The organism is Oscillospiraceae bacterium, from assembly GCA_009780275.1.
Classification (GTDB): Bacteria; Bacillota; Clostridia; order Oscillospirales; family UBA929; genus WRAI01.
This window is the reverse complement of sequence record WRAI01000003.1, coordinates 1-25,613: the sequence shown is the minus strand read 5'-3', so window position 1 is coordinate 25,613 and position 25,613 is coordinate 1. Positions and strand designations below refer to the sequence as shown.

Sequence of the window (25,613 nt, the reverse complement as noted above, 5' to 3'; positions counted from 1 at the left end):
CCGCGCTCTTTTGACGTCCCTTTCGCGCATATAACCGGTTGGCCGCATGTCGGTGTGGTATGCCGGACGAATTGCAGTCAAAGACATATTCGGCACAATTTTCAATGTGCCAATCATGAAAACAAGTAAATAGCTCACCCGATTTCCATAGATGATGATAGGCATCATCCGGCGCGGACGGAATAAATGGCTTATCGACAAATGCATGAAAAGCAACAATACCATCTTTATTAGTATGGGATTTATAATTGGTCATGATTTCATCGCGCAGCTCTTTTTTTATGTAATGCAACACACCGCTGGAATGCAGAACGTCATATTGTTCATCCAATCGATAATCCCATATATCGGCACGAAAAGTTTTGATATCAACCCGTGCCTTTTCGGCAAGCCGCTTAGTTTTTTCTAAGCCTGCCTTTGAAACATCAAAAGCACTTACATCATAGCCGCAACGGGCAAAAAACACAGCATCTTTGCCTTCGCCGCAACCAATATCAAGGAGTTTCAACGGCCTGGTTGGCGGCATGAGCTCAATGACTTTCAGACATGCCGTGTTGGGCTCTATGCCCCAAAAATATTCGGCTTTACGATAATCGTCTTCATAAAAGGGGGGGCGAGAATGACACGCAGGATAGCCCAATAGTTTGTCTAAACTGACATTCAGCGCTTGTGCCAATAAAGGCAACAGCATCGTATCGGGCACCGTTTGCGCCGTTTCCCATTTGCTTACGGCTTGAAATGTAACGCCGATTTTATCGGCAAGCGATTCTTGCGCCAAGCCCAATTCTTTTCGATAACGGGATATATTTCCGGCTAAAATTTTGCGCATAACAATCACCTCAACGCCATTATGCGCTAAACGCAAAATAAAAGCAATAGCCGTGTATTTGAAGTTTCGCAGAATTCAACTGGCATTTGAGATGGTATTCACCCCATGCTCGTCCGTCCGTGCAACGCTCGTGACAGCGTGATTTCATCGGTGAATTCCAAGTGGCTGCCCATCGGAATGCCATATGCTAACCGTGTCAACTTTACGCCGAACGGCAGCAATAGCTTGGCTAAATATAATGCCGTTGCCTCGCCCTCAGTGTCGGGGTTGGTTGCCATGATGATTTCTTTCACATCGTGTTGGTTGACGCGTTGCAATAACGCCTTGACAGTTAGGTCTTCGGGGCCGACATGGTTGAGCGGCGAAATAACACCGTGTAAGACGTGGTATAGCCCTTGGTATTCGCGCGTGCGTTCGATTGCCACAACGTCCCGTGCCTCGGCGACAACACAGATAGTCGAAGTATCACGCCGCGTGTCGCGGCAGAGAGGGCAGAGCTCTTCGTCAGTCATATTTTGACATAAGACACAGCATTTGACAGTTGTGCGTGCGTCTAAAATGGCTTGTGCAAACGCCTCGGCATCGCCGTTCGGGCTGTTGAGCAAGGCAAATGCCATGCGCTGCGCTGATTTGCGTCCCACGCCGGGCAGTTTGGCAAATTGTTCGCAAAGTTGCTGTACTGCGGCGGGGAAAATTGGTGTGTGCATAGTTTAGAACAACCCCGGCATACCGCCGGTGAATTTCTGCATAGCCTGTGCCATTTCGGCTTCGGCGTTGTCTAATGCGCTGTTAACAGCAGCGACAATCAAATCTTGCAGCATATCGACATCATCGGGATCAACCACATCAGTCGTCAACGCAACGCTGAGCAGCTTACGCGCACCTGTTACAGTTGCAGTAACAACGCCGCCGCCTGCCGTTGCGGTGAATTCCTTTGACTCCATTTCCTGTTGCGTGCGGAGCATATCCTCCTGCATTTTTTGGATCTGCTTCATCATGTTGCCGCCACCGGGCATGCCTCCAAATTTCTTTGCCATGTTATGTGTTCTCCTTTTTGTTTTAATGGGGGGGTAGAAATGCTTATTTTCTATGTATCTCGTATACTTGATCGCCGCACCCGCAGAGATAAATAACATCATTCGTAACCTCTTTGACTGACCAGTACCAACCGCCATCAGGCGGAAACGCACACCCATCGATTGCAAAGCAATCCTCAATCGGCCTATATTCATTGATTGACTGCAAATTGTTCTCAATCATGCGAACTTCGTTTTGCCGTATACAAATTGTCGATAACATTGCCCGACCTTTTTCGCAATAACCATTTTGCCCAACTCGACAATATACCCAACTTTCGTCGGGCAACGAAAAACTAAATAATATCGAATACTTTTCCGTATCTATTCCAACATTATAATACCCGTCGGCAAATTCAAAGTATTTATTTACATTCCACAACGCCATTTTCTTTGCGATTGATAGTGAATTGTCAACTTCATTGATTTTTTCAAAGTCCGCCATGTTAATTTTTTCAGCCAATACAAGCTCAAACTCTTTACCGTCAAATGTAGTGTAAGTTAACTTCCCACCTACGCCCTCAACTCTATCGTTTGAATGATTTGGTATATAGTCTTTCGCATTGGCAGAACTAGCAAACAGTTCCTTTGAATCAGGATTTATTGCGGCAACAACAGAGTGTGCGTCAAAGTTTTTGCCAAGTCCATATACTACACCGACAGTTCCATGAACATTGTTATGCAATATGCTTGCTATCAAATTTTCTTCAATCCGCAAAAAAGCTATGCGAAATTCATCTACAATGACAACCGTCGCATTTTCACCTATCCATATTCCATTATTGCTCATAGAGTTAACCTCCGCACAAAATACAAATTCCTAGACTCAGCCGCTATACAATCGTCACATTTTCCAATCCCGCCAGCGCATCCAACGGGTCATTGCTCATCACAGGTGTAGGCTTGGGTTTGTCACCAATCCGCACCGTTATGGCGCGACCCTCAACAGAGTTTGCGGCGTTTCTGATTTTATCCAGTACAATGGAATTATTCAGCAACGCTTTTGCCAACGGGCTGTCGGGCATGATGGTAAGGCTATCGTCGCTGATGGCCGCCTTGCATAGCCGCAAGTGTGCCAGCTCTGATGGTTTCATGACACCTTGCAATGCCGCGATGAGGGCCTGGAAATTATTGTATTGTTGCAGGGGTGTACTTGGTGTGTCCGTGGACGACTGTGGCGGTGTAGGGGATTGAGTGTCCCGTTGCGTAAACTCTTGTGATGTGGGCGTTTTGGGTGTTGGTACGGATTGCACTGTGGGTAGTACGCCCGGACGTGCGTCCCCTGCGGCGGGTGTTGCAGCTAAGCTCTCGTCCGTCAGTTTCAGCAAACACAATTCCGCGTCCAGCCGCACATTCACGCTGCGTGGCAATGCCGCCAATGTTTTTTGCAATAACGTCAATGCCTGTGTTAGGCGGGGTGGTGAGAATTGTGGAATCAATGCTTGCTGCTCAGTTGATAAGGCTTTGCTCTCATCGCGCAAGACTTGCACCATTAAGAGATTGTGCAACAATCCGCGTAGTTCATCGAGCAATGTAGCCGCCTCTTTGCCGTCTTGATATAGTTGGCCGAACAACGTCAATGCGTCTGCCGCATCGCCTTGGGCGATGTATGTTGCTAACTGTGTACAGTCGTGCTGACCCGCCAATCCCAACGCCTGTTCAATGGTCTCGGGCGTGCATTCGGGCAGGCTGACACAGCGTTCGAGCAGCGAAAGCCCGTCACGCATTGAGCCGTCCGCCCATTGAGCAAGTAAGTTTGCGCTGTCATCAGGCAATGTCAAGCCATCGGCTTGCGCTACATATTGCAAGCGCGCGGCGATAACGTTGTTTGCCAAGCGTTTGAAGTGGAATTTTTGGCAACGCGATAAGATGGTTGCCGGCACTTTATGTGTTTCCGTTGTTGCCAGGATAAAAAGTACGTGCGACGGCGGCTCTTCTAAAATCGTCAACAGCGCATTGAACGCGCCAATGCTGAGCATGTGCACCTCGTCAATGATATACACGCGCTTTTTCATGGCCGCAGGACTGTACACCGTTTCGTCACGCAAGGCACGGATGTTGTCAACACCCGAATGGCTGGCGGCATCGAATTCATGCACATCGGTGGCTTGGCCGCTCAATATGGCCTGGCAAGAGGTGCAAACATTGCAGGGCTCGCCGTCTTGCTGATTTTCGCAATTGACTGCTCGCGCCAAAATTTTGGCGCAACTGGTTTTGCCCGTGCCTCGTGTTCCCGTGAACAGGTAGGCATGGGTGGTATTGCCCGCCGCAACTTGTTTACGCAATGTCTTGGTAATGGCATCCTGCCCCACGACATCGCCGAAAGTTTGCGAGCGATATTTACGATATAAGGCTTGGTAGGGCATAGGGTGGACTCCTTAGAGAGTGGTCGTAGTCGCTAATGCTTATTAGGTGCTATATTCATTTCTTAAGGGTGTGCCTGTTACAAAGTATATGCTTATCTACAGCTCAAAGTTTATAGCAAAAATGCCAAGATTAACCGAAAAGCTTAATCCTCTTATTACATCGTTTTTCTTTTTCAGCTTATCTATAAAATTGCTATTATTTTTCTTTGCAAAATCAATTAAATCTATTAGCACATCGTTTGAGCTTGAATATACATTCTCTATTGCTTGAAATGGAATATGAATAATAGCATCTTCTTTTGTCAATTCTGTCGGGTGTTTCCAAAATATCATAAGACCTGGAATCCTTGATTCAAACTGTGAAAGATAGTTAGCTAATTCAGTTTCTTCCTCCATTTTTTGGTGGAGAGCTTTTATTATTTCCCATTCTATATGGCTTTTTTCCGCTTGTTGAATAATAGCATTATCTGCTCCAATTCGATCAGCAATTATGTTAAAGCCATCTCGAAACAGATCATTAATCGTACCATTAATCCTATAATCGCCAACTAAAAACATATAACAATTCAAGTCCCGTGGCAAGTTTTTTAACGTCGTAATTCTATACCCCATCTTAGCCTCTCCATATTCTCGGTTATCCTCAACGAGTTTCGTTGTGACGCAGCTAATCTAAATGCGTAAAATATAAATTTCCATCACTCCATCCACACGCGCAGCCCTCTTCGAAGACGCGGATATGCCCGTTACCGAATCGCCGGCTCAGAGACGGCACCCTTGCGGCACACGCTGTACACCGCTTAATGCTGCTCGGTTCCCCGCCTGACATGGTTCACGGGACACCGTTGCGCAAGACCGACTCATCAACACCACGTGTTCGGCACGACAACACATCAACGCTCCTAGGACGGCATTCGCCCCTGCTAAGGCGGGTTGCAGGTACAGGGCACCGCCAGCTCCCCGGTTAGCGCGTGTGGATGCAATGATGAAAATATTTTTCGTAGGGGGCGATGGTAATCGTCCCGCTTACATAGTATACACCTTTGTCTATTTTTAGTCAAGCCGTCATATCATGGTCAAGGTGATGTTTATGACACAAATTGTTCAGCCCGATATGCTATTGCGGGTAAGGCGGGTAATTGTTTTTGTTTTGATTTACACGGCGGCGTTTGCGGCGTTTTTTTTGCTGAAAGGCTATGTTTTGCCGCTGGTTGTGGCGTGGCTGCTTGCCGGGCTAACGCGTCCAATGTCAAATTGGTTGCATAGAATTGGCTTATCCGAACGCTTAGCGGCGGCGATTGCGACGGTGTTATTCTTTGTGCTAATTGTCGTGCTGGCATGGCTTATCATGGCGCATTTTGTCCAAGAGGGCAAGCGATTACTTTATGAACTTGATGCTGTGCGGCAAACCAACCGCTTACATGAGCTATGGACGCAGTGGCAAGCACAGCTGCCCGATTGGTTGCCCATCAATCTAAATGCTGATGCGTTGTGGAAAGCGGTTTCGCGAGCTTTAAACGGTGTGATTCAGCTTGTGTTGACCGTGGTGACGGCGTTGCCGCACTGGTTATCGCTATTTATTTTAATCATGACAGGGACGTATTATTTTAGTAAGTCCGGCAATAAATCAGCCAAGGGATTTCCGGCCAAGTGGTTGTCGCCACAAGGATTACAGCATTACGACAGTGGCATGCGCGCGGCAAAAGCAATGCTGGCACGCACGGTGCGCATTTATGTTGCGTTGATGTGCATCACATTTGTGTTGACGTTATTTTTGCTGATGGCACTTGGAGTTCCGTATGCCGTGTTGTTGAGTGGTTTAGCGGCATTTGCCGATATCATTCCCGTTATCGGGCCGGGAATGGTGCTGATGCCGATGGCAGTCAGCACCATTGCTGGGGGCAACATCGCGCAAGGTGCGTTATTGCTGCTCGGCTGGGTTTGTATTAGTGCGATACGGCACGTGTTGGAGCATAAATGGATGGCGCACAGCCTGTCACTGCACCCGCTATGGTTTATTTTGGCGATGTATGCGGGCATTCGGGTAGGGACACTATGGCTGGCGGTGTATTTGCTTGGGTTGGCGTGGGTGGTAAAACGTGTAAGATGCGATGTTTTGGGCGAGCCGTGATAGAGTGTGTAAGGGGAAGAGAGGATATTCTACTGTACCTTAGAATATCCTCTCTTCCTAAATAATATCTCTACTTCAAACAAATCTCCCGAAGTGCGGATTGCAAGCGTCCCGTTCATCAACTCAACAAGGCTTTTAGCAATATAAAGACCCAAGCCGCTTCCCTCGCTCTCACGCGCCATATCGCCACGAATAAATTGCTCCGTCAATTCATTACCCGATATGTCGATTGGTGTTTGGGAAATATTTTTTAATGTGAATATTACATCATCTTCGCGCTGCGCCAATTCAGCAAACACGCGAGTTTCGGCAAGCGCGTACTTACTCACGTTGACAAATAGATTTTCCAACACACGCCACAGATGGCGGCTGTCGGTATGAACAAAAATCGGCGCATCGGGTTGACGCAGCACCAATGTCAAGTCGCGTTGAGTGAATTGTTCTTCCACTTCTCCGGAAACTTGCCCGACTAACTCAGATAAGTTTACAGTATCTAAGTTTACGCTAACATTGCCCGTGCTTGCCTTAGATGCGCTCATTAAGTCGTCAATCAATACTTTTAGTCGTGCCGATTTTCTATCAAGTATACTTATATACTCTTTCGGCTTCCCTGCTAACGGTTCGGATTTTAATAAATCAACATAGTTGATAATAGAGGTAAGCGGTGTGCGTATATCGTGCGACACATTTGTGATAAGCTCGCTCTTGAATCGTTCCGATTTAATCTTTTCCTCGTTTGCTTTGTCATATTGGGTGGCAATATTTATTAAGTAAGTTATAAAATATGTCAATCCGGCAATGGTGAGTGCCGCAACTATTCGCAGAAAGCTATCAAAGTTGACAAACGACCACGGCGGCGTAAAATGAAAGCCTATTATAAACGATAAGCGATAGTTAAACAAAAACGCTGTCGCGGGTGACAGAAAGATTAAAAATAACAGATTTGTCGTCAACAGCAGTGCCGTTGTAAAGCCTAAAGGTGTCCAAATCCGATGCTTTTGAAAGAATGTTATCCAATATAAATGTCGGCGAAAACTCTTATCACGCAACCTTGCTGTGAGTTCTGCAATTGCTGCAATGCCAATCAAATAGGCGGCGGTAAATGGAAGTGTCGCGCCGGAGCCGCCCCGTGCGGCAGCGGTATATGCTTGCATAATCAAGGAAGATGCTATCCAGCCAGCAAAAACAATCAGCAGAAAGCTGTCAGTGTTGCGCCATAGGACAAATAATTTAGTTTGCGTTAATCTGTCGTTTTTAGTCATTGTCACCGATAGCACTAAAAAACATATACACAACGACAGCAATAACCCGGGCGGAATAAACCAAACGTGAATCCAATTGCCGAATACATTCCGAAACAACACACGAAAAGAAAAGCTCTCATTCCACAAGTAAGACACCAGTGAAACATAGCCTACCAATATGAGCAGGATTTTTGTAATGGGTGAAGGCAATATTTTAATCATGTCGCACCACTTTGTATCCTAAACCGTAAATCACTTTGAGATATTGCGGATCTTTGGGGTTAATCTCTATCTTCTCGCGGATGTGTCGAATATGCACTGACACAGTCTTCGACACATAGAAAGCCGGTTCGTCCCATACCGCCTCATATATCTGATTTGAGGAAAACACCTGGTCTTGGTTAGAGATGAGCAACGCTAAAAGTCTATATTCCAAGGCTGTAAGCGTTACGTTATTGTCGTCAACGGTAACTTGTTTTTTGTTGTCGTCTACAACCAGTCCGCCGGTTTGGTAAATACCCTGCTGTGAGGCAAGCTCAACTTTATTTAATCCGCCTAGCCGTGCATAGCGGCGCAGTGCCGCCTTTACTCGTGCCATAAGTTCTATGGGGTTAAACGGCTTTGTTATGTAGTCATCACCGCCCATATTGAGCCCCAAAATGCGGTCAGTCTCTTCGCTTTTAGCCGACAGAAACAAAATTGGCACATTATTGGTTTCTCTAATTTTGACCGCCGCCGCAATGCCGTCCAATTTCGGCATCATAACGTCGAGTAAAATTAAGTGAATTTGCTCCTTTGCGATAATTTCAACGGCTTGCAATCCATTTTCGGCGTGCAAAATACAATAGCCTTCTTGACGTAAATAAATATCTAAGGCGTTGCGAATATCAGCGTCGTCCTCGCAGACGAGTATAGTGTATTCCAAAGTCTACCTCCATGCCGTAACAATATAGCCCCCGGTGTTTGTACTTGATACGTTGAACTCCATGCCGTTTGGCACAAGTATCATACCATTTTTCGGGTGTTGATGCAAGATGTAGTAATATTTACCGTCGAGTGTGGTCTGATAGCCCATGTTTTGACGAAGAAACTCTATGTACTCTTCCAACACAAAGTTGTATTGATCCATAAGCCGTGCATGTACTCGCCCGACATACCGAAAATGCCACGGCTCGTAGGCGACCTCGGTGATGTCTTGCTTGTCATACGGATAGCGCAACACCAAGCCGAACTGTGGTGCGTTTTGTGCCAGCCATGCCGACTCGGGCGTGCCTAATATGCCGCCGGCAGCATAACTGCCGGAGAATAAAATGTCAACGCCCAACCCCAGATGATGTTCGCTATGTCCGGGTGGCATAACATAGCGTTTGTCGGCGGCGCTTTGGTAGAGTGTTTGTTGCTCTTCATCTGTACGAAAACCGCTGGCGATAAATAAACTCCTAAGGTTTTCATCACGTGCCGCGGCGAACAGTTCTTGCAGGGAGTATAAAGCTGTTCTGTGGACTGTTACAGCTGTTGTACTCACGGCTATATTAGGCCATGCCGATACCAACAGCGCGGGATGGACAGGTGTTGAAATGCCGTGCTGGCGATTGACCAATTTGAGATACTGCGTGTCTGTTATATCGGCGATAGACATTTGGTTTGTAAATTCAGGGGGGGGATGTGATGCAATTCTCGTGAAGTTCGGCGGCAATGTAACAACTGCTGCGCTGTCGGATTGACCCGCACGGTTGCTGAGCCATATTGTAATTCCCACGATTAGCAAGACTGCCAACATTAATCCTATGAATCTTCTTTTCCTTGACCTCTTTGCTCTGTGTGTCATTTTGTATTCTCCCATCTTTTGTGATGGTTAACAGTATAGCGCAAGAAATCAAAATTGACGGTTGCGAAAAATTAAGAAATTTCAAAGAATTGCGCAGAAAGTATAATCCGCCTTTCGATAGTCATGCCGAAAGGCGGAACAAGCTCGTGTAATATAAAGTTTCTTTAAGGGAGCAAAATGCTTCGATGCGCTCCTTACGAACCACCCATCGCTTTCAACTTTTCCAACACATCGCCCTTTTTAATTTCCGCCGATGTGAATCCAACAGTATTCTGTACGTTCAGGCCAAAGGTGGCTTGCAACTCCTCGCTGACTTGGTTGACTTTGTCACATTGCTTGCTGATGGTGAAGAGCTGTAATTTACGGCACATATCACCATATTGGTCGACATAACTCCGAATGGCGGGAGCGGCATGGTTAACCCAAACCGGCGTAACCATGACGATTTGGTCATATTCGCGAGGTTGGTACTGTGGCGGGCAGATGTGGATGAGTTTTTTACGTATGCCCACAACGATGCCGCGTATGAACCCGAATGGACCGCGGAAAGGATGCACGTCCAGCAAACGCTCACAATCAGCGTTCATAGCGTCTGCAAGCGTTGTAGCAAGGGCCTTGCAGTGCCCGGTGCGAGAGTAATATACAACAAGTGTTTTCATAAGGCCGGCTCCTTTGATTGTTTGGATTTACCGTAAACAGCCATGATTGGTTCGTCGTGACAAAAACGAGTTATACAAGTTATCCACAGCGTTATCCACAATTTGTACAGCTTGCCGTCTGGGCATTTGCGAAGATTGTGGCCGAAATGGGTGATTTTTCAGTAACCTTTTGGCAAACATGTGGTTTACATAATGTTTTTAGTTGCAAGGGCGGTAGAATACCACCTCTACATATCAATTTCCCATGTTGCACACGCATTCAAATCCCAGCCGATGCGCGAAGTTTTTTCGTAGTATGCTGCCGCAGCAATCATGGCGGCATTGTCACCGCAGAGTGACATAGGCGGCACGGTCAGGGTGCATTCGCGTTCGTTTGCGGCTGTTTGCAGTGATTGGCGTAAGGCGGTGTTTGCGGCAACGCCGCCGCACAGCAACCATTTATTATACCCTGTACGCTCGAATGCGTCAACCATGCGCGATGTTAAAACTTTGACGATATGAGTTTGAAAATCGCGCGAAAGCGCCGCTGCATTAGGCGCTTTCCCCTGTTGTACGAGGTTGTGGACATGATTGATAAACGCTGTCTTGATGCCACTGAATGACATATCGAGTCCTTCAAGCTTGGGCGTAGGGAGGAGTAGGGGAGGCGTATCCGGATTTGTCAGCTTTGCGGCCTTTTCAATGGCAGGGCCGCCGGGAAAGCCAAGCCCTAAAATGCGGGCGACTTTGTCGAAGACCTCGCCTACGGCATCATCGCGAGTCGCACCCAATATTTGATACTCCGTGTCGCCCTTGCATGAGACAAGTAGTGTGTTGCCGCCGCTGACCAGCAGTGTTAAGAATGGTGGTTGCAACGCGGGGTTGCACATACGTCCGGCAACGATATGTCCGCGCAAGTGGTGGACGGCAATCAGCCGCTTATCGTGTTTGTATGCTAATGTCTTGGCAAAGTTTACGCCGACAAGCAGCGCACCAATCAACCCCGGTGCGTTGGTGACGGCAATGGCGTCAATATCTGCCATTGTACAATCGGCTTGATGCAATGCCTCGCTTGTTAAATTGGCGATGACTGCCATATGGTTTCGCGAGGCGATTTCCGGTACAACACCGCCGTACTGCGCATGCAGGTCAATTTGTGTGGCAACGATATTTGAGAGAATTTCAAATCCGGAGGCAAGTGTTGTATCGGCTCGCACAACGGCGACGCTTGTTTCGTCGCAAGAACTCTCAAAGCCCAGTATTATCATCATGTAACTCCAAAGTCATCAAAACGGCATCCTCTTTTGGCTCAGTGTAGTATCCCGCGCGCCGTCCAACTTCGGCGAAGTCATGGCGCAGATAGAGCTTGCGGGCGGCGATGTTGCTATCGCGTACTTCGAGATGTAATTGCTGCAATCCCAGTGTTTTGGCGAGTATTATCTGCCGTTTGAGTAACCGAGAGGCAATCCCTTGGCGGCGAAACAGCGGCGCGGTTGTCAGCGTGGTGATGTGTCCTTCATCCAGCACGAAGTTCAGTCCTACGTAGCCGCGAATGATATCATCTAAACAATCGACTAAATAGAGCGCGTTAGGGTTCTCCAGTTCTTGCAGCAGCAAGGGTTTTGAAAACGGCAATGCAAAGCACTCGACCTCCAATACGGCGATACGGTCGATGTGACACAGCTCCATAGGTATAATCATGGCTTAAACTCTTCGGCATCGGCAATCGCCCGTTGCAAGGTGGAAAATGTGTGCATATACACCTCATCGCTCTGCATAAACGGGTCGCCAATATCTTGCGTTGCAATTGTTTGCGTCTTGCCCTCGGCATGGGGAAAACATGCGGTCAAAGCATCACGTTGTTGCGCCGTCATGGTGTAAAGCATGTCGGCACGCTCGATGTCGGCATCGGTGAGTTGCGCCGCAATGTGGGCGGATAAATCGAGGGCGTGTTTTTCTGCTGCTGCAATGGCGCTAAACGCTGCCGCCGCGCCTTTATCGGCCGCAATGCCACGTGAAAATATTTTATGGCCGAGTTCATACTCATGATTAAGGTGTTCGGCAATGGCCTGTGCCATAGGGCTTCGGCACGTGTTGCCGGTGCAGATGAAATAGATTGTCATGTTAGCCTCCTGTTGCGCCTCGTGTACGGCGGCTCTTATGTTTAATGCGCCTCCTGCCAAGTCTTGCCTACCGCTATGTCTGCCACCAGTGGCACCGTCAGCGCGTACACGTTCTCCATACATCGTCTGACTAGTACGCAAACGTCATTGGCTTCGTCCTTGGGGCATTCCAGCAATAGTTCGTCATGCACTTGTAGCAGTAATTTTGCCTGCAAGCCCGATTGTGATAAGGCTTGATGCACTGTCAACATGGCGAGTTTGATGATGTCGGCGGAGCTGCCTTGAATGGGCGCGTTGAGCGCGGCACGTTCGCCGAACGCGCGGATATTGTGGTTGGATGATTGCAGCTCGGGCAAGGGTCGCCGCCGCCCTAGAATGGTGCTGACGTAACCTTGTTGTTTCGCCGTTTCAACAATATTTTTTTGATATTCGTGCACGCCGGAAAAGCGAGCGAAGTAGCTGTTGCGGTAAGCCTTTGCCTCGGCGTGCGTGATGCCCAAATCAACGGCAAGGCTGTGTTCGCCCATACCGTAGACAATGCCGAAATTGATGGCCTTGGCTTGTCGTCGCATGAGTGGCGTAACGGCGCTCGGTTCGCAGCCGAAAATTTCACAAGCTGTGATGGTGTGAATGTCTAAGCCTTTGCTAAACGCCTCTTTCATCACGGCATCATTAGCGATATGCGCCAGCACACGCAATTCGATTTGCGAATAATCGGCATCGACAAGTAAATAATCTTCGCGACTTGCTACAAACATACGGCGCAGTTCGCCGCCAAGCTCAGTGCGGATAGGGATATTTTGCAAATTCGGTTCGGTGGATGACAGTCGCCCGGTGACGGTTGCCGTCATTTGAAATGTGGTGTGAATGCGTCCATCGTCGCCAATGGCGCGTTGTAAGCCTTCGGCGTAAGTGCTGGACAGTTTACTTAACGTGCGCAGCTCGATCATATGTTCAACGATGGGATGTTTGCCGCGCAGCGATTCCAACACGTCAATATCGGTCGAGTAGCCGGTCTTGGTTTTGCGCTTAGTGGGGAGTTGCAGCGTTTCAAAGAGCAACACGCTCAACTGCTTGGGAGAATGCCAGTTGATAGGTTCAATCGGCGCAATCGACTCTGCAGCCAACCTTTCCTGCTCAGTAACTTTCTCGCGCAACAATGAACCGAATGTCTGCAACGCCTCGCGGTCAATGGCAATGCCGATGTCTTCCATCTCAGCAAGTACGCGAGATAGCGGCAATTCTATATCGTTGTACAATGCCGTCAAGCCCTGTTGTTCAAGGGCTTCGGCGTAGTGTTTGTTCAAGGAAAAGAGCGCGTCGACCCATTGAGAAATTGCCGTTTCAGCCGCGCCGTCTGACAGTACGCCGCAACCCTCAGCTTCTTCAAACAGTGGTGCAGGCAATTCAACGCCCAGCACATCGGCGGCGAGTGACGGTAAGTCCAATTTAGTGCGGTCAGGCGCACATAGATGGGCGGCAAGCAGCACGTCAAACTGTACGGTAGCGATATCGTGCCGCCGATACAGCGATTTGGCGTTGTAGACGATTTTGGGGAAGTCCAATGCCAACAAATCTGGAACATCAGCTTTGATAACGTAAGTCTTTCCACCCTCACACAAGGCGTTGAGCAAGCCGTGCGGGGTCAGCCAGAGTGCGGCGGGTGTGTGGTGCGTTGTCAGTTGTGCCGTGAGGGCGCTGAGCGCCTCCGGTGTGTCGATGACTGTAACAGGGCAGGGAGTGTATTTTGACTCAATCGCCTCATCACTTTCCGGTGGACTTAACTGCCATTTCTTAATAAAACTGCCGAACTCAAGTTTCTTAAACAGCTTGTATAGCGCGTCAGCATTGGGCGGCTTGATTGTCGTGTCTTTCAAATCAAACTCCAACGGCACATCGATGTCGATAGTCACTAAATCACGGCTCAAAAAGGCTAAATCACGGTGAGCGGAGAGCTTGTCCCGTACAGATTGGCGCGGCACGTGTGTATCGAGGTCGGCATATAACGCGTCCAGCGTTTGCGCTGATTGGATGAGTGGCAATGCCGTTTTTTCGCCAAGTCCCGGCACGCCCGGGATGTTGTCGCTGTTGTCGCCCATTAGGGCCTTGAGGTCGATGAGTGCTTGCGGCGAAAGGCCGTATTTATTCTGAATGTACGCAGTATTGACGTAATCGGTTCCCGACTGTTGCAGCCTGCTGTGAATGTGCAGTACCGTCACGCCGTCGCCAACCAATTGCCAAGCATCGCGGTCGCCCGTGGCAATCAAGCAATCGTTGCCACTTTCGATGCACTTCTTGGCAATGGTACCCAATAAATCATCGGCCTCGTAGCCGACAAGTTCGTAATAGGGAATGTTCATAGCAGCTAAAATGTCTTTGACGAGCGGGAATTGTACCGTTAAATTCTCGTCCGCCGGCTTGCGTGTCGCCTTGTATTGGTCGTAGCGTTTATGCCGAAATGTTGGCTGTTTGACATCGAAGCAAACGCAGATAGCATCGGGACTGTACTCGTTTTGCAGGCGTTGGAGCATAGTTATAAAGCCATAAACGGCGTTGGTTGGCACACCCTCACGTGTCGAGAGCGGGCGGATGCCGTAATAGGCACGGTTGAGCAAGCTATTCCCGTCGATGGCGAGCAATTTCACGATTTTGCACACTCCTGTCCGTTGGCGGTGTCCTTAACGGTGTATCCGGCGGCAGCGATGGTGTCACGCAAGCTGTCGCTCTGAGCCCAATCCTTTGCTGAGCGAGCATTAGCGCGTTGTTCCAACAGTGTCGTAATTTCGGCGGGGAGGTCCTTAATTTCATCATTTGGGGCGTCATGTAACAGTTGCAACACTTCGTCAAACGACAACAATGCTTGATACACACGATCGTCAAAGGGTAATTTTGCTGTTGTATGCGCGATACCTAAGGCTTTGGGCAGATTCAAATCATCATTGAGCGCCTCGTCAAAGGCCGTGCGATGAGCTTCAAGCTGTGCAATATCTAAATCAGGCGACGTTTTGCCTTGATGTGCCTTAATGGTGGCCGCGTAACGTTGCTGTGCCGTCTTGGCGGCCGCGATGCCGTCCCAAGTGAAATTGCATTTGCTGCGATAGTGTGCGTTAGTGCAGAGGTAGCGGTAATGTACAGGCGCGTAGCCCTTGTCACGCAAATCATCCAGCGTGTAAGCGTTACCCAAACTTTTGCCCATTTTGCCGCCATCGACTTGTAAAAAGGCGTTGTGCATCCATAATTTCGCGCCCGCATGACCCAGCAGGGCGCAGGATTGCGCGATTTCATTTTCGTGATGGACAGGGATATGATCCTCGCCACCGGTGTGAATGTCGAACATATCGCCCAAATGGTGGCGGGAAATGGCTGAACACTCGATATGCCAGCCGGGATAGCCCTGTCCCCACGGCGACGGCCACTGCATAATGTGCGACGGTTCGGCCTTTTTCCACAACGCGAAGTCAAAGGGGTTGCGCTTTTGGTTGTTGACTTCAACGCGCGCGCCTGCCTTTTGTTCGTCAAGATTCAAGCGGGCAAGCTGGCCGTATTCAGGGAATTTAGATATATCAAAATAAACGCCATCGTCAATTTCATAGGCGTAACCTTTATCTTGTAAGGCTTGTACGAAATCAATCATATCGTCAATATAACCCGTTGCGGGTGTGATGATTTCGGGCAAGTCGATGTGCAATGCCTCCATATCGCGCATAAAAAGTTCGGTATAATGCTTAGCGATGTCCCATGGTGACAGCCTTTGTTTTTTTGCGGCAGCGCTCATTTTATCTTCGCCGTCATCGCCGTCATCAGTTAAGTGACCTACGTCGGTGATATTCATGCAGTGTCGAAGCGTGTAGCCATTGCGACGCAAGATGCGACGCAAACTGTCCATGAACAGATAAGCGCGCAAGTTACCGATATGCGCCTGTGCATAAACCGTCGGGCCACAGGTATAAATGGAAACGGTATCGGTGGCCAGTGGCATGAAATCCTCTTTTTGGCGGGAGCGTGTATTGTAAAATTTGAGCATAGTTCCTCCTGTTGTAGGGCATGACATCTTACCTTGGTAAGATTATCAACTTGTGAGCAAACAGTATTTGTCCGCACAATTCGCTACAGTGCGCCGTTAGTGTCGCGCTGTATGCCGAGCTTAGCCTTTAATTCGTCAACATCTTTCTGCAACTGTGAAATGCATTGGTTGACCGGGTCGGGCGTATTCACGTGGTCAAGGGGCGATATTTTTTGGTCGCCAATGCGGACAATTCGCGCCGGAACGCCCACTGCCGTAGCGTTTTCAGGCACTTCTTTCAGCACTACCGCGCCGCTGGCAATCCGCGCATTGTCATGCACGGTAAACGGCCCCAATATTGCGGCACCTGCGCCAATCAACACATTGTTGCCAATGCTAGGGTGGCGTTTGCCTTTATCCTTGCCCGTGCCGCCCAGCGTCACACCTTGGTAGATGGTCACATTGTCGCCAATTTCGACCGTTTCGCCAATGACAACGCCGGAACCGTGGTCGATAAAAAGCCCTTTTCCGATTTTGGCGGCAGGGTGAATTTCAATGCCCGTTTTGCGCCGCGTGCGCTCGGAAATCCAGCGGGCGATGAAATAATGTTTTCGATTGTACCACCAATGGGCACGGCGATGCCGCCGCAGTGCCTTGAATCCGGCGTACAGGAAAAATACTTCAAAATTATTTCGCGCTGCCGGGTCACGTGTCCGAATGGCGGCGATGTCTTCTTTCCATTGCTTGAACATATAGGAGGCACCTCCTGCTGTGCGTTGCGGGTGTGCAAAGCACAGCCCTACGTTCAGTATATGTATTATACCGTGGCGTGGCAAGAATGTCAAACAAAAAAACAGGCGGCACAAATCGTGCCGCCTGCTTAGAGAAAGTAAGGTGGTTATTTGACAATGCTTACAGTAAAGCCGTCATACCCTTTTACACCGACAGTTTGTAGCGCGGTTGACTCGAGAGCTTTCATATGTCCCAACATCTCTACAAATCGTCGGACACCTTGTACTTTGGGGTCGAAATTGTCGGTATTAACCAGTTCACCATTACGGATGACATTGTCGCCACAGATAATCGTGCCATTTTTTGCAAGTTGCAAAGATAACTCCAAATATTGGGGATAGTTGGGTTTATCGGCATCGATAAAAATCATATCGAAATACTCTTCTTTGGCGGCAATCATTTGGTTCAATAAATTAATCGCATCGCCTGTCAAGACAGTCGCTTGATTTGAAAGGCCGGCACTGTCTATATTTTTTTTCGCTATGTTGGCGTAGCTTTCATCGCATTCGAGGCTGATCACAATGCCGCCATCGGCAACGGCTTTCGCCAACCAAATTGTGCTGTAACCGCAAAATGTGCCGATTTCGAGGATGCGTTTGGCGTTTTTAATGCGTGCCAACAAGTACAAAAATTTTCCTTGTGCAGGAGATATTTCCATATCAGGCAAATTGAGTTCTCGGCTGCGCTCAAAGGCCTGTTTTAGCGCGACATCTTCTTCAACAAGAAATTCGCTTATGAAAGAATCATTGCTGACCCAAACGTCCATGTACTCTTAAATCAGTCCTGTGCCAAGCACTCTTCCAGTGACAGCTGAATGCCCAATAGGCCTAACAACCGAAATTGTACCATGTTATATGTATAATTGCCGCAAGCAATCATCAGTAAACCTTCGTAGTAAAGTGTGTTTTCAATGAATGTACGGTCACGTGACGCGCCCGATAACAATGTCGGCAACACCCAATACATGGCACGGGCGAATGGTGTATGTTCGGCGTTTTCAGGCCATGAATCACCCATCAGTGTGAGCAAATTTTTCATAAATTGGCTGTTTGTCATGCTTTTAGCGGTTGGAAGTCCGGCAAAACCGCTTTCGGAAAACAGTTGTGCCACCGATTGCAATGTATCAAACACCGCGGTGTAGTGGTCAGCGACAATCATCATATTTGCCATTTCAAAGCGCAGTTTTTGTGTGAATGCGTTGTGATAAAACAGCGAAAAATTGGTGTTGGCGTTGATGCTGCCGCTGTCGTAATAAACTAAACTCGACAGTTGTGCCAGTTGGTCTTGTAAAGCGTCGCTGGCAACATGAGTGCTATCTGCGGGCGGCGCGGTGTAGTAGGCCTGTTGCTCAGTTGGATACGTGTTTGCGTCGTACGGCACATAGCCCGTCGGCACGGCGGGCGTCGCTTGCGGCGGATATGCCGTACCAATAGATTGAGATTGTCCATGATCGAGCGGTGCAGCGGGGTGGGGCTCATAGTAATTCGGTGCGTGTTGATAAGGCACGGCATTGGGCGCGGGAATGCCGCTGATGCCGTCCATATTGCCATGACCATAGGCGTTTGGATCGGGATGACCGCCGCCCACGGGCATATTGTGTCCGGCACAGTCGCCGAAACCGCTACTATTGTCGTTGTGAACGTTCATATTACATTGACTCCCCTTTGATATAGATTGCCATACTTGACCTAATTCTAACATGTTAGAAAGGTTATGTCAACACATTTTTAGGTGAGAATTAAAATTTTTGTTCGACAATGCTTGTCGGGCTATTGACAAGTCGTAAATTTTGTGTATAATGAATTAACGTTGCCTGGTGCTTGGACGATTAGCTCAGTTGGTAGAGCATTCGCTTGACGTGCGAAGGGTCAGCAGTTCGAATCTGTTATCGTCCACCAAAAAAACGCCCTCACAGTGAGGGCGTTTTTTAGTTTTGAGTATATGTTAGCGGTATGTGATTAGCCGTGGTTGCCTGCTGCTGTGCCGTTGGCAATTGCGCTGAACAGCCACATCGGGTAATTTGAACGTGAACCGGCTGAGTCAATCATATAGCGAGAGATGGTCCAGCGATTATCCGTGCGCCGTGCCGGCTGAGGAGTTACATCAAACGCGTGTGTCACGCCCTCTGCCTCTAATGCCTCATGGTATGCGGCGTTGTTAACGCCATAAGTATAAGCAAAAACATGGCGCAGGGTCATGGGCGCAGCATTAATGCTTGTGCGGAAGTCGTTGCGAAGGTGAGAGACCAGTCCGGCATGTCCAAGTTGATTGTACAAATTGCTGAGATGCCAGCCGCCTTGGTGCATATCATGCGAATGCGAGGCGTGTTCAAAGACATCTTTGGTACGAATCATGTGACGTCTCGCCATATGGTTTGTGCCTTGGCCAACGAGATCATAGCGCCCTGTGTTCCACTGGTATTGCGGATAGATTGTTACCGTATGTCGGAAATTTGTTGCCACGAAACCGAACTGACGCAGGACAGGGGCGGCAAACATATAGTCGCTCATATAGCCGTCGTCAAAGTGCAACAGTACAGGATTTTTGGGTAACAACACGGAGTTGTCAAAAAACCATTCCTCAAATTGCAATGCCGTGATAGGCGTAAAGCCCTCTTCGTACAGGTAGCGCATTTGCTCATAAAAATGCCGCAAACGTAAAACAACGCTGTTATTTTGCCAACCGTTTTCCTCATAAATGGCACATGGCAGTACCATGTGATAAAGAATGACCGGCACTTGATCAGCGGGGAACAACTCAACGTCTTCTTCTTCAATCGGAACAACATGCGCCGCATCAACGCGAACCACCGTACCATCGCCGATGGCAAAAACGTACAAGCCGTACATATAGAACACATCAGCGTCAAATTGCATGCTGGTCAGCAGGGTGCGCAAGTTGACCGTGCCGGAATACCGGCTGCCGACAATATCGTTGTCATCGCCGCCGCGTTGCGCGCCCATAATGCGTAAGTAGTTGGTCAAGGAGGCGTAGTGTCGAGGCGCATTTGCTTCAACTTCGCTAACCAACGCGATGGAAACCTCGCCGCTGCTGGATGCCGTGAAGTCATAGACAAATTCATAGTTGTGCCATTCGTCGCGCGGAATGCCGACCGGGTTGGCAACGGTCAAAGTGGCGCGTGGCCAGCCGCCGCCGCTGTTGGTAATCGTGACGCGCCCACCGTTGCCGTCGCCTCTGACAGTTGCCGTGCCGGAGCCGCCCGCAACGATAGTGGCCGTGTCGAAAACAAGGAAATTTGCCTCATCTTCAGGATCAGGTTGTGGTTCGGGCGCAATGAACTCGTACCCATCACGGCTATCGTGCAACATCAATTGATTTACTGTGACAACCGTACCGGCTTGCACCACTTGAATCAGCATGCCCTCAATGTCAATGCTGCCGCTTGTTCCATTCGGCAAAATGCTCCGCAAAGGCAATGTTAAACGATGATTGCCTGCCCTTAGCTGCGGTGCGGAGATAGGTGCTATGGTTACTTCACCGACTATCTCTCGGTCGCCTGCATCGGTCGAAAGGATGATGTTGGCGTAGCCGTTAAAGTTTGCGACAGTTACATCTACGTCAATGATAAGCGAAATGTAATCCCAATCGCTTTCGGGAATGCTGATGTTTTCATCGCGCAGGTCAAGCACACGGCTTGGCCAACCGCCGACAAGGTTGCGCACAGCGAGGTTGCCGTTGACAATATCGATTTGTGCAGCTTCGCCGGCCACACGCAGGGCGCGCCACGCGCTTGGCGGAACATCAAGGAAGTCAAGCATAGAAACAAGCGTGGGGCTTGGCCATTCAACCTCTAACAACATACGCACCATAGCAGTGATCAGCTGTTGGGTATCAAATGCCATGTTGGGGCTGAATACGTAGTTTGAGCCGTCAGGAAGTAGATTGATTTCACTTGTCGTGTTGCCCATCACGTCGTAATGATACAAGAAAGAAACCGGCATATGCGCCCAAGACTGAATGCCGCCGTTTGCCACGGGAATGCCCCAATCGGCAAAGACAGAAGCATCATCGTAATTTGTAATGTCGTAGCCCAAAGCCCTCATCATATTTGCCAAACCAACAGCGGCTTGCGCGCGCGTCAGCGTGTGATTGGGGCCAAAGCCAAACACGCCGTCAAATGTGCCGCCCGTAATAACGCCCATGGTTGCCAACGCCGTAATTTGCGCATATTGAGGATGAGTCGCAGGCACATCCGGAAAGTTAATGTTTCCGGGCACATTGCCATCAACGGCAAGCCAGTTGGCAACGACGGCATCAAGGTTTGCCGCGTTGCTGTACACAACCATAAAGTTAGCCAAAAGCTCAGCGATGTACCAGCGTGGCGCGCCTTGGCGGAAAGCAACACCCGAAGGCAATTGTGCACCGACGATGCCATGCTGCAACGCGTCGCGCATGTATGTATGTGCCCAACTGTTAGGCGTGTCTATCTCCGAGGTTGGGAGCGGGCGCATATCGACAATGCGCGTGTCAATTAAACGGAATTCGCGGACAGTGACGTCGCCACCGACCGCCCAAATGGTCAGACCCGAAAAGAGAAGGTCATCAAACGGAAATGTACCGAATACAAAGTCAAAGCCGTCGCTGGAGTTTGGCTCAAGCTCAAAATGATAGTCAATGACGTTGGCTAAGCTGGCACTGCCGATATAACGACCGGGCAAGAGGTCGCCAACGTCGGTGAGTCCGTTGCCAAAAGCTTGAATCGTCCAGTTTGCTCTGGCGCCTTGGGGGAAGTCAATGTCGATAAAGTGAACGCTGGCGTTGTATGCAACCTCAATATCAAAATGAAAATGAATGTAGTGCAAATCTTCCGGTGAGAAAGGGATTTCCTCGCCAAAAGTAACGGTGGCATTTGGCCAGCCGCCGCCGACGTTGTGGAACGTGTAGGCACCATTTTGGTTGGTGATATTGCCGATTGTACCATCGCCGCCCGGAGCTCTGCCCCAGGCGATAGTGGGTATGTCGAAGATATCAAACACGACACCATTATTCGCGTTGGTCGGCGCAATAGGCGTAGCAGCAGCGATGCCGAACATGCTCATAAACAGGGACAGGCAGACTAAAAGTGCCAAGATACGTTTTGTTCTCATCATTTGTTCTCCTTAAAAGTTGGTGCGCGCACATATAATTGACCTATTATATCACACAACGTGGCAATCTGGCAAGTGGTTTTTTACCGCTAAGTTTGCTGTATGTTGTGTGTTGGCTGCGATAAGCGTTGTAAAATGTGTCACATTTATGTTATACTGTCGGTAATTGTAAAGCATTTTGGTCAACGTATATGTTATATGGCAAGAGGCGTAGAAGTTGCCTTGCACTAACAACACACATCAACAGGCAAAAATATCGGATAAAATAAAAAAAATTCGGCGGTGCTGCATGAATCGGAAACAAATTTTGGCAATGGTTGCTGCTTTAGTTATGCTGGTGAGTCTTTGGGGTTGCGCGGGAGATGGCAATGTGGCGATACTGCCGTCGATTGAAGATGATACAGAGCCTCGAGTCATCTTTGACATCTTTGATTTGCCGACGGATGGCTGGACAGATGGCAGTGAGACAGAATGGCCATTTTATATCCCTAGCCATACGATTGGTGTTGAGTTTGATGAAATATATACCGTGAATGAAGACGATATAGACCGGATATGGGAAGAAGATATTATTGAGATAACAGAAGAAAACAGCGTTTATATTTTTAATAGGGCTCAAGGCACGGCTGGCTGGGCAGCTATCGATTATGTGTTGAATGAGCCATTGGCTATTTTGCAGAATTCTTGGGCGAATACGTATCTTTATTTTGACGTTGAAGTGGCTGATGAAGCACATATTCATTTTCTAGATGTATTCGGCAGTGTCATTTGGGTAGATGCGGCGATTAGAGGTGATTCTGAGTATGGTTTGTATACAGGGCACTATAGGGGGCGTGCATCGCTCGCGGAAATCATAAGGGGCGTTTTAGGAAATGAATATTACGAAAACTTTTCTTTTGTCCTTGTGGGCTTGAGCATGTGGGTCGGCCAGGGTACCCTTGCTGTCCGCGAGTTCCGTCTGGTCGAGTACACGAATTTCGCATAGTTGACAGCAGAGTGTAATGCATGATAAAATACCGTCGAAACAAGAGAGGGGACAGGGCATGAATTTACAAGCACGGAATCTCATCAATACCTTGGACTTGTCGCTTGACGAACAAGCCCAATTGTTGACAATGGCGGCGGACATGATGTGTGATTCGTCGCGGTATACCCATTGCTTAGACGCCACGGTGATGGCGTCTTTGTTTTTTGAGCCGAGTACGCGTACGCGGCTAAGTTTCGAGGCTGCTATGCAACGGCTGGGCGGGTCTGTGATTGGGTTTTCTGAGGCGGCAAGCTCCAGCGTCTCTAAGGGCGAGAGCCTGTCGGATACCATCATTATGGCCGGCCAGTATGCTGACGTGATTGTCATGCGAAGCCCCAAAGAAGGCGCACCGTTGGTGGCGGCGGGCGTAAGTGATGTGCCGGTTATCAATGCCGGTGACGGCGGACGTGAGCACCCGACGCAGACTTTGACCGACTTGATGACGATACAGCAGCGTTTGGGGCGACTGGATAATTTAACGATCGGCTGTTGCGGCGATTTGAAATTTGGGCGCACAGTGCATTCACTGGTCAAAAATTTGGGGCGGTATCCCAACGTGAAATTTGTCTTCGTTTCACCCGATGAGTTGACTGTGCCGCAGTACCTTCGCGACTACTTGCAAGAAAACGGCATACCATTCGTTGAAACAGCAGACTTAGTGCAGTCCATGCCGGAATTGGACATTTTATACATGACGCGGGTGCAGCGTGAACGGTTCTTCAACGAAGAGGAGTATATCCGGCTTAAAGACCGCTATATTTTGGATATTGCCAAATTGAAAACGGCGCGCGAAAACATGGCAATCTTGCATCCTTTGCCGCGTGTCAATGAAATTGCCGTCGTCATCGACAGCGACCCGCGTGCAGCGTATTTTGAGCAAGTCAAGAACGGGATGTATGTCAGAATGGCACTGTTGGCGAGCATACTGGGGAGGCAATTTTAATGGATAAGCAGTTTGTAAATCCCATTGACAAAGGCATTGTCATTGACCACATCAGGCAAGGCTTGGGCATTAAACTATACCATCACTTGGGGCTAAATAATGTCGATTTCACGGTTGCTATCGTCACCAACGCCGCCAGCAATCGCTGCGGACGCAAAGACATCATAAAAATCCAGAATAATATCGCGCTTGATTATGCCGTCATTGGATTGATTGACGCCAACGCCACGGTCAATATCATCGAGGGCGGCCGCGTTGTCAACAAAGAGCGCATGAGTTTACCACAGAAAGTAGAAAATGCCATCAAATGCAAAAATCCCCGTTGCGTGACTGCTGCGGAGCGAGGCGTTGTGCATACGTTTACATTGTGTGACGAGCAGGCGGGGTTGTATCGGTGCGTGTATTGTGAGGAACGGGCGAGCGGGATGTAGGAGGCATGCGTAAATCAAGCCACGCACCAAATGAGCATTGGCTTACAGCAACGGCAACATCACCACAATCTCAGTTCCCGCGTTGTTACAACTCTGCAACGAAATATTGCCGTTGTAACTCCCGACAATGTGCTTGACAATCGACAATCCCAACCCCGTGCCGGCAATTTGACGCATTTCGTCGACGCGGAAGAAACGCTCGAAGATACGGGTTTGATACTCTGCCGGAATGCCGATGCCGGTGTCTTTGACAGTAAAGACAAGGTTGCCGCCTTTTTTTGCAGCAGAAACAAAAACGTCTCCGTTCGGCTTGTTGTATTTTACGGCGTTTTCAATGAGATTGACGCATAAATCATACAGCTGTCGCTTATCAGCACGGCAGATAAGCGGTGTTAAATCGGCATTGATTTCAATGCCGACGGCTTGTGGTGCAAGAGCGTCGATGGCCTCGCGCGCAACATCACTGAAATCAAACTGCGCAAGGTTGCGTTTGCCGTCTGACTCCAGCCGCGAGATGGTTAAAATATCATTAATCAGCCCCGACATGCGCTTGGCTTCGGCTTCTATGCGCTGCATGGCGGCTTTTTTTTCATCTTCGCCCTTGATGAGATTCTGATTGAGCATTTCGGAGAAACCGATAATCGAGGTGATCGGGGTCTTCAACTCATGTGAGGCGTTGGTAAAGAAATCCCGCTTCTTTGTCTCTAACTCTTTTTCTGCGGTCATATCGACCAGCAGCATCGTCACGCCCGATGTGTTGCCGGCGGCACGTGACGGCCGCACATAAACTTTAGCGTGGCGGGTGAGTTTGACATCAAGTATACTTGATTGTCCGCCACTGCCGGCATTGTCGATGGCAGTGAGCAGCTTTTTATGCCGTGTGAGGTTATAAATGGTTTCGGGTTGATTGGGACAAGCAAAAAATTCCTGCGCGCTGTTGTTGCAGAGTAGGATGTTTTTTTGCTTGTCGAGCAGTACGAAGCCTTCAGACATGCTGGATAAGATGTAGTTAGCTTTTGCCTGTTCTTTTTGTAATGATTTTTGTGTTGCAGATAACGCGCGATGCAACATTTGGAT

General features: G+C 48.9%; 23 protein-coding genes, 1 tRNA gene, 1 other RNA gene and 1 pseudogene. 5 read left to right on the top strand and 21 right to left on the bottom strand.

Annotated elements, in window-relative coordinates:
• Positions 1-7 precede the first annotated feature (7 nt).
• The 7 genes and pseudogenes from FWE06_01470 to ffs form a co-directional block, all read right to left on the bottom strand.
• Positions 8-829 (bottom strand): annotated as a pseudogene (locus FWE06_01470) (helix-turn-helix domain-containing protein).
• A 98-nt stretch (positions 830-927) separates the two neighbouring features.
• On the bottom strand, positions 928-1,536 hold the full coding sequence (recR, locus tag FWE06_01465) for a recombination mediator RecR (protein MCL2545848.1): 609 nt from the start codon (positions 1,534-1,536) through the stop codon (positions 928-930).
• A 3-nt stretch (positions 1,537-1,539) separates the two neighbouring features.
• Positions 1,540-1,866 carry a YbaB/EbfC family nucleoid-associated protein gene (locus FWE06_01460; protein ID MCL2545847.1) on the bottom strand — a complete coding sequence of 109 codons (327 nt, stop codon included), beginning with the start codon at positions 1,864-1,866 and terminating at the stop codon, positions 1,540-1,542.
• A gap of 43 nt (positions 1,867-1,909) precedes the next feature.
• The gene (locus FWE06_01455; protein MCL2545846.1) at positions 1,910-2,695 is read right to left on the bottom strand and encodes a hypothetical protein; all 786 of its coding nucleotides are present in this window, start codon (positions 2,693-2,695) and stop codon (positions 1,910-1,912) included.
• A 43-nt stretch (positions 2,696-2,738) separates the two neighbouring features.
• Entirely contained in the window at positions 2,739-4,271 is a 1,533-nt protein-coding gene (gene dnaX / locus FWE06_01450) for a DNA polymerase III subunit gamma/tau (protein ID MCL2545845.1), read from the bottom strand.
• A gap of 96 nt (positions 4,272-4,367) precedes the next feature.
• Positions 4,368-4,883 (bottom strand): hypothetical protein, encoded by a 516-nt coding sequence (locus FWE06_01445; protein MCL2545844.1) that lies wholly within the window; start codon positions 4,881-4,883, stop codon positions 4,368-4,370.
• Positions 4,884-4,979: 96 nt separating this feature from the next.
• Positions 4,980-5,241: signal recognition particle sRNA large type (gene ffs / locus FWE06_01440), an RNA gene on the bottom strand.
• A 117-nt stretch (positions 5,242-5,358) separates the two neighbouring features.
• On the opposite strand from ffs, the gene FWE06_01435 reads away from it, so the two are divergent.
• Positions 5,359-6,399, top strand: a complete 1,041-nt coding sequence (locus tag FWE06_01435) for an AI-2E family transporter (protein MCL2545843.1) — start codon at positions 5,359-5,361, stop codon at positions 6,397-6,399.
• Between the two features lie 29 nt (positions 6,400-6,428).
• On the opposite strand, the gene FWE06_01430 is transcribed toward FWE06_01435, so the two are convergent.
• The 12 genes from FWE06_01430 to FWE06_01375 all read right to left on the bottom strand — a co-directional run bounded on the left by FWE06_01430 (position 6,429) and on the right by FWE06_01375 (position 18,674).
• Positions 6,429-7,865, bottom strand: a complete 1,437-nt coding sequence (locus FWE06_01430) for a HAMP domain-containing histidine kinase (GenBank protein MCL2545842.1) — start codon at positions 7,863-7,865, stop codon at positions 6,429-6,431.
• Positions 7,858-8,568, bottom strand: coding sequence for a response regulator transcription factor (locus FWE06_01425; protein MCL2545841.1), 711 nt, complete (start codon positions 8,566-8,568; stop codon positions 7,858-7,860). Before FWE06_01425 ends, FWE06_01430 begins: the two co-directional genes overlap by 8 nt.
• Positions 8,569-8,571: 3 nt before the next feature.
• Entirely contained in the window at positions 8,572-9,471 is a 900-nt protein-coding gene (locus FWE06_01420; GenBank protein ID MCL2545840.1) for a M15 family metallopeptidase, read from the bottom strand.
• A 194-nt stretch (positions 9,472-9,665) separates the two neighbouring features.
• Positions 9,666-10,130 carry a hypothetical protein gene (locus FWE06_01415; GenBank protein MCL2545839.1) on the bottom strand — a complete coding sequence of 155 codons (465 nt, stop codon included), beginning with the start codon at positions 10,128-10,130 and terminating at the stop codon, positions 9,666-9,668.
• Between the two features lie 227 nt (positions 10,131-10,357).
• Positions 10,358-11,377: a tRNA (adenosine(37)-N6)-threonylcarbamoyltransferase complex transferase subunit TsaD gene (gene tsaD / locus FWE06_01410; GenBank protein ID MCL2545838.1), complete on the bottom strand. Its 1,020-nt coding sequence runs from the start codon at positions 11,375-11,377 to the stop codon at positions 10,358-10,360.
• On the bottom strand, positions 11,358-11,810 hold the full coding sequence (rimI, locus tag FWE06_01405; protein ID MCL2545837.1) for a ribosomal protein S18-alanine N-acetyltransferase: 453 nt from the start codon (positions 11,808-11,810) through the stop codon (positions 11,358-11,360). The genes tsaD and rimI overlap by 20 nt, the downstream gene beginning before the upstream one ends.
• On the bottom strand, positions 11,807-12,232 hold the full coding sequence (locus FWE06_01400) for a low molecular weight protein arginine phosphatase (GenBank protein ID MCL2545836.1): 426 nt from the start codon (positions 12,230-12,232) through the stop codon (positions 11,807-11,809). The genes rimI and FWE06_01400 overlap by 4 nt, the downstream gene beginning before the upstream one ends.
• Positions 12,233-12,273: 41 nt before the next feature.
• Positions 12,274-14,877: a DNA polymerase I gene (gene polA / locus FWE06_01395; protein MCL2545835.1), complete on the bottom strand. Its 2,604-nt coding sequence runs from the start codon at positions 14,875-14,877 to the stop codon at positions 12,274-12,276.
• A complete protein-coding gene (cysS, locus tag FWE06_01390; GenBank protein ID MCL2545834.1) occupies positions 14,874-16,256 on the bottom strand; it encodes a cysteine--tRNA ligase in 1,383 nt (460 codons plus the stop codon). The genes polA and cysS overlap by 4 nt, the downstream gene beginning before the upstream one ends.
• 83 nt (positions 16,257-16,339) lie before the next feature.
• The gene (gene cysE / locus FWE06_01385; GenBank protein ID MCL2545833.1) at positions 16,340-16,987 is read right to left on the bottom strand and encodes a serine O-acetyltransferase; all 648 of its coding nucleotides are present in this window, start codon (positions 16,985-16,987) and stop codon (positions 16,340-16,342) included.
• A 146-nt stretch (positions 16,988-17,133) separates the two neighbouring features.
• Positions 17,134-17,793 carry an O-methyltransferase gene (locus FWE06_01380; GenBank protein MCL2545832.1) on the bottom strand — a complete coding sequence of 220 codons (660 nt, stop codon included), beginning with the start codon at positions 17,791-17,793 and terminating at the stop codon, positions 17,134-17,136.
• Between the two features lie 11 nt (positions 17,794-17,804).
• Complete coding sequence (locus FWE06_01375) at positions 17,805-18,674, bottom strand: hypothetical protein (GenBank protein MCL2545831.1); 870 nt, start codon at positions 18,672-18,674, stop codon at positions 17,805-17,807.
• 175 nt (positions 18,675-18,849) lie between these two features.
• Here FWE06_01375 and FWE06_01370 point away from each other — a divergent pair.
• Positions 18,850-18,925: transfer RNA gene (locus FWE06_01370), tRNA-Val, on the top strand.
• A 60-nt stretch (positions 18,926-18,985) separates the two neighbouring features.
• Here FWE06_01370 and FWE06_01365 read toward each other — a convergent pair.
• Positions 18,986-22,138 carry an S-layer homology domain-containing protein gene (locus tag FWE06_01365; protein ID MCL2545830.1) on the bottom strand — a complete coding sequence of 1,051 codons (3,153 nt, stop codon included), beginning with the start codon at positions 22,136-22,138 and terminating at the stop codon, positions 18,986-18,988.
• A 286-nt stretch (positions 22,139-22,424) separates the two neighbouring features.
• Between FWE06_01365 and FWE06_01360 the strand changes: the two genes are divergently transcribed.
• The 3 genes from FWE06_01360 to FWE06_01350 are packed head-to-tail and all read left to right on the top strand — an operon-like array spanning position 22,425 to position 24,536.
• Positions 22,425-23,120, top strand: a complete 696-nt coding sequence (locus tag FWE06_01360; protein MCL2545829.1) for a hypothetical protein — start codon at positions 22,425-22,427, stop codon at positions 23,118-23,120.
• A gap of 58 nt (positions 23,121-23,178) precedes the next feature.
• Positions 23,179-24,105 carry an aspartate carbamoyltransferase gene (gene pyrB / locus FWE06_01355; GenBank protein ID MCL2545828.1) on the top strand — a complete coding sequence of 309 codons (927 nt, stop codon included), beginning with the start codon at positions 23,179-23,181 and terminating at the stop codon, positions 24,103-24,105.
• Entirely contained in the window at positions 24,105-24,536 is a 432-nt protein-coding gene (locus tag FWE06_01350; protein ID MCL2545827.1) for an aspartate carbamoyltransferase regulatory subunit, read from the top strand. Before pyrB ends, FWE06_01350 begins: the two co-directional genes overlap by 1 nt.
• Before the next feature lie 42 nt (positions 24,537-24,578).
• Here the strand turns inward: FWE06_01350 and FWE06_01345 are convergent.
• Positions 24,579-25,613: PAS domain-containing sensor histidine kinase (locus FWE06_01345; protein ID MCL2545826.1), on the bottom strand; the 1,035-nt coding region annotated here is incomplete at its 5' end.

Bases quoted from the DNA above. Each gene is read 5' to 3' on its own strand.
- recR (MCL2545848.1), bottom strand. From the start codon at position 1,536: ATGCACACACCAATTTTCCCCGCCGCAGTACAGCAACTTTGCGAACAA.
- FWE06_01460 (MCL2545847.1), bottom strand. From the start codon at position 1,866: ATGGCAAAGAAATTTGGAGGCATGCCCGGTGGCGGCAACATGATGAAG.
- FWE06_01455 (MCL2545846.1), bottom strand. From the start codon at position 2,695: ATGAGCAATAATGGAATATGGATAGGTGAAAATGCGACGGTTGTCATT.
- dnaX (MCL2545845.1), bottom strand. From the start codon at position 4,271: ATGCCCTACCAAGCCTTATATCGTAAATATCGCTCGCAAACTTTCGGC.
- FWE06_01445 (MCL2545844.1), bottom strand. From the start codon at position 4,883: ATGGGGTATAGAATTACGACGTTAAAAAACTTGCCACGGGACTTGAAT.
- FWE06_01435 (MCL2545843.1), top strand. From the start codon at position 5,359: ATGACACAAATTGTTCAGCCCGATATGCTATTGCGGGTAAGGCGGGTA.
- FWE06_01430 (MCL2545842.1), bottom strand. From the start codon at position 7,865: ATGATTAAAATATTGCCTTCACCCATTACAAAAATCCTGCTCATATTG.
- FWE06_01420 (MCL2545840.1), bottom strand. From the start codon at position 9,471: ATGACACACAGAGCAAAGAGGTCAAGGAAAAGAAGATTCATAGGATTA.
- FWE06_01415 (MCL2545839.1), bottom strand. From the start codon at position 10,130: ATGAAAACACTTGTTGTATATTACTCTCGCACCGGGCACTGCAAGGCC.
- tsaD (MCL2545838.1), bottom strand. From the start codon at position 11,377: ATGATAATACTGGGCTTTGAGAGTTCTTGCGACGAAACAAGCGTCGCC.
- rimI (MCL2545837.1), bottom strand. From the start codon at position 11,810: ATGATTATACCTATGGAGCTGTGTCACATCGACCGTATCGCCGTATTG.
- FWE06_01400 (MCL2545836.1), bottom strand. From the start codon at position 12,232: ATGACAATCTATTTCATCTGCACCGGCAACACGTGCCGAAGCCCTATG.
- cysS (MCL2545834.1), bottom strand. From the start codon at position 16,256: ATGCTCAAATTTTACAATACACGCTCCCGCCAAAAAGAGGATTTCATG.
- cysE (MCL2545833.1), bottom strand. From the start codon at position 16,987: ATGTTCAAGCAATGGAAAGAAGACATCGCCGCCATTCGGACACGTGAC.
- FWE06_01380 (MCL2545832.1), bottom strand. From the start codon at position 17,793: ATGGACGTTTGGGTCAGCAATGATTCTTTCATAAGCGAATTTCTTGTT.
- FWE06_01375 (MCL2545831.1), bottom strand. From the start codon at position 18,674: ATGAACGTTCACAACGACAATAGTAGCGGTTTCGGCGACTGTGCCGGA.
- FWE06_01365 (MCL2545830.1), bottom strand. From the start codon at position 22,138: ATGATGAGAACAAAACGTATCTTGGCACTTTTAGTCTGCCTGTCCCTG.
- FWE06_01360 (MCL2545829.1), top strand. From the start codon at position 22,425: ATGAATCGGAAACAAATTTTGGCAATGGTTGCTGCTTTAGTTATGCTG.
- pyrB (MCL2545828.1), top strand. From the start codon at position 23,179: ATGAATTTACAAGCACGGAATCTCATCAATACCTTGGACTTGTCGCTT.
- FWE06_01350 (MCL2545827.1), top strand. From the start codon at position 24,105: ATGGATAAGCAGTTTGTAAATCCCATTGACAAAGGCATTGTCATTGAC.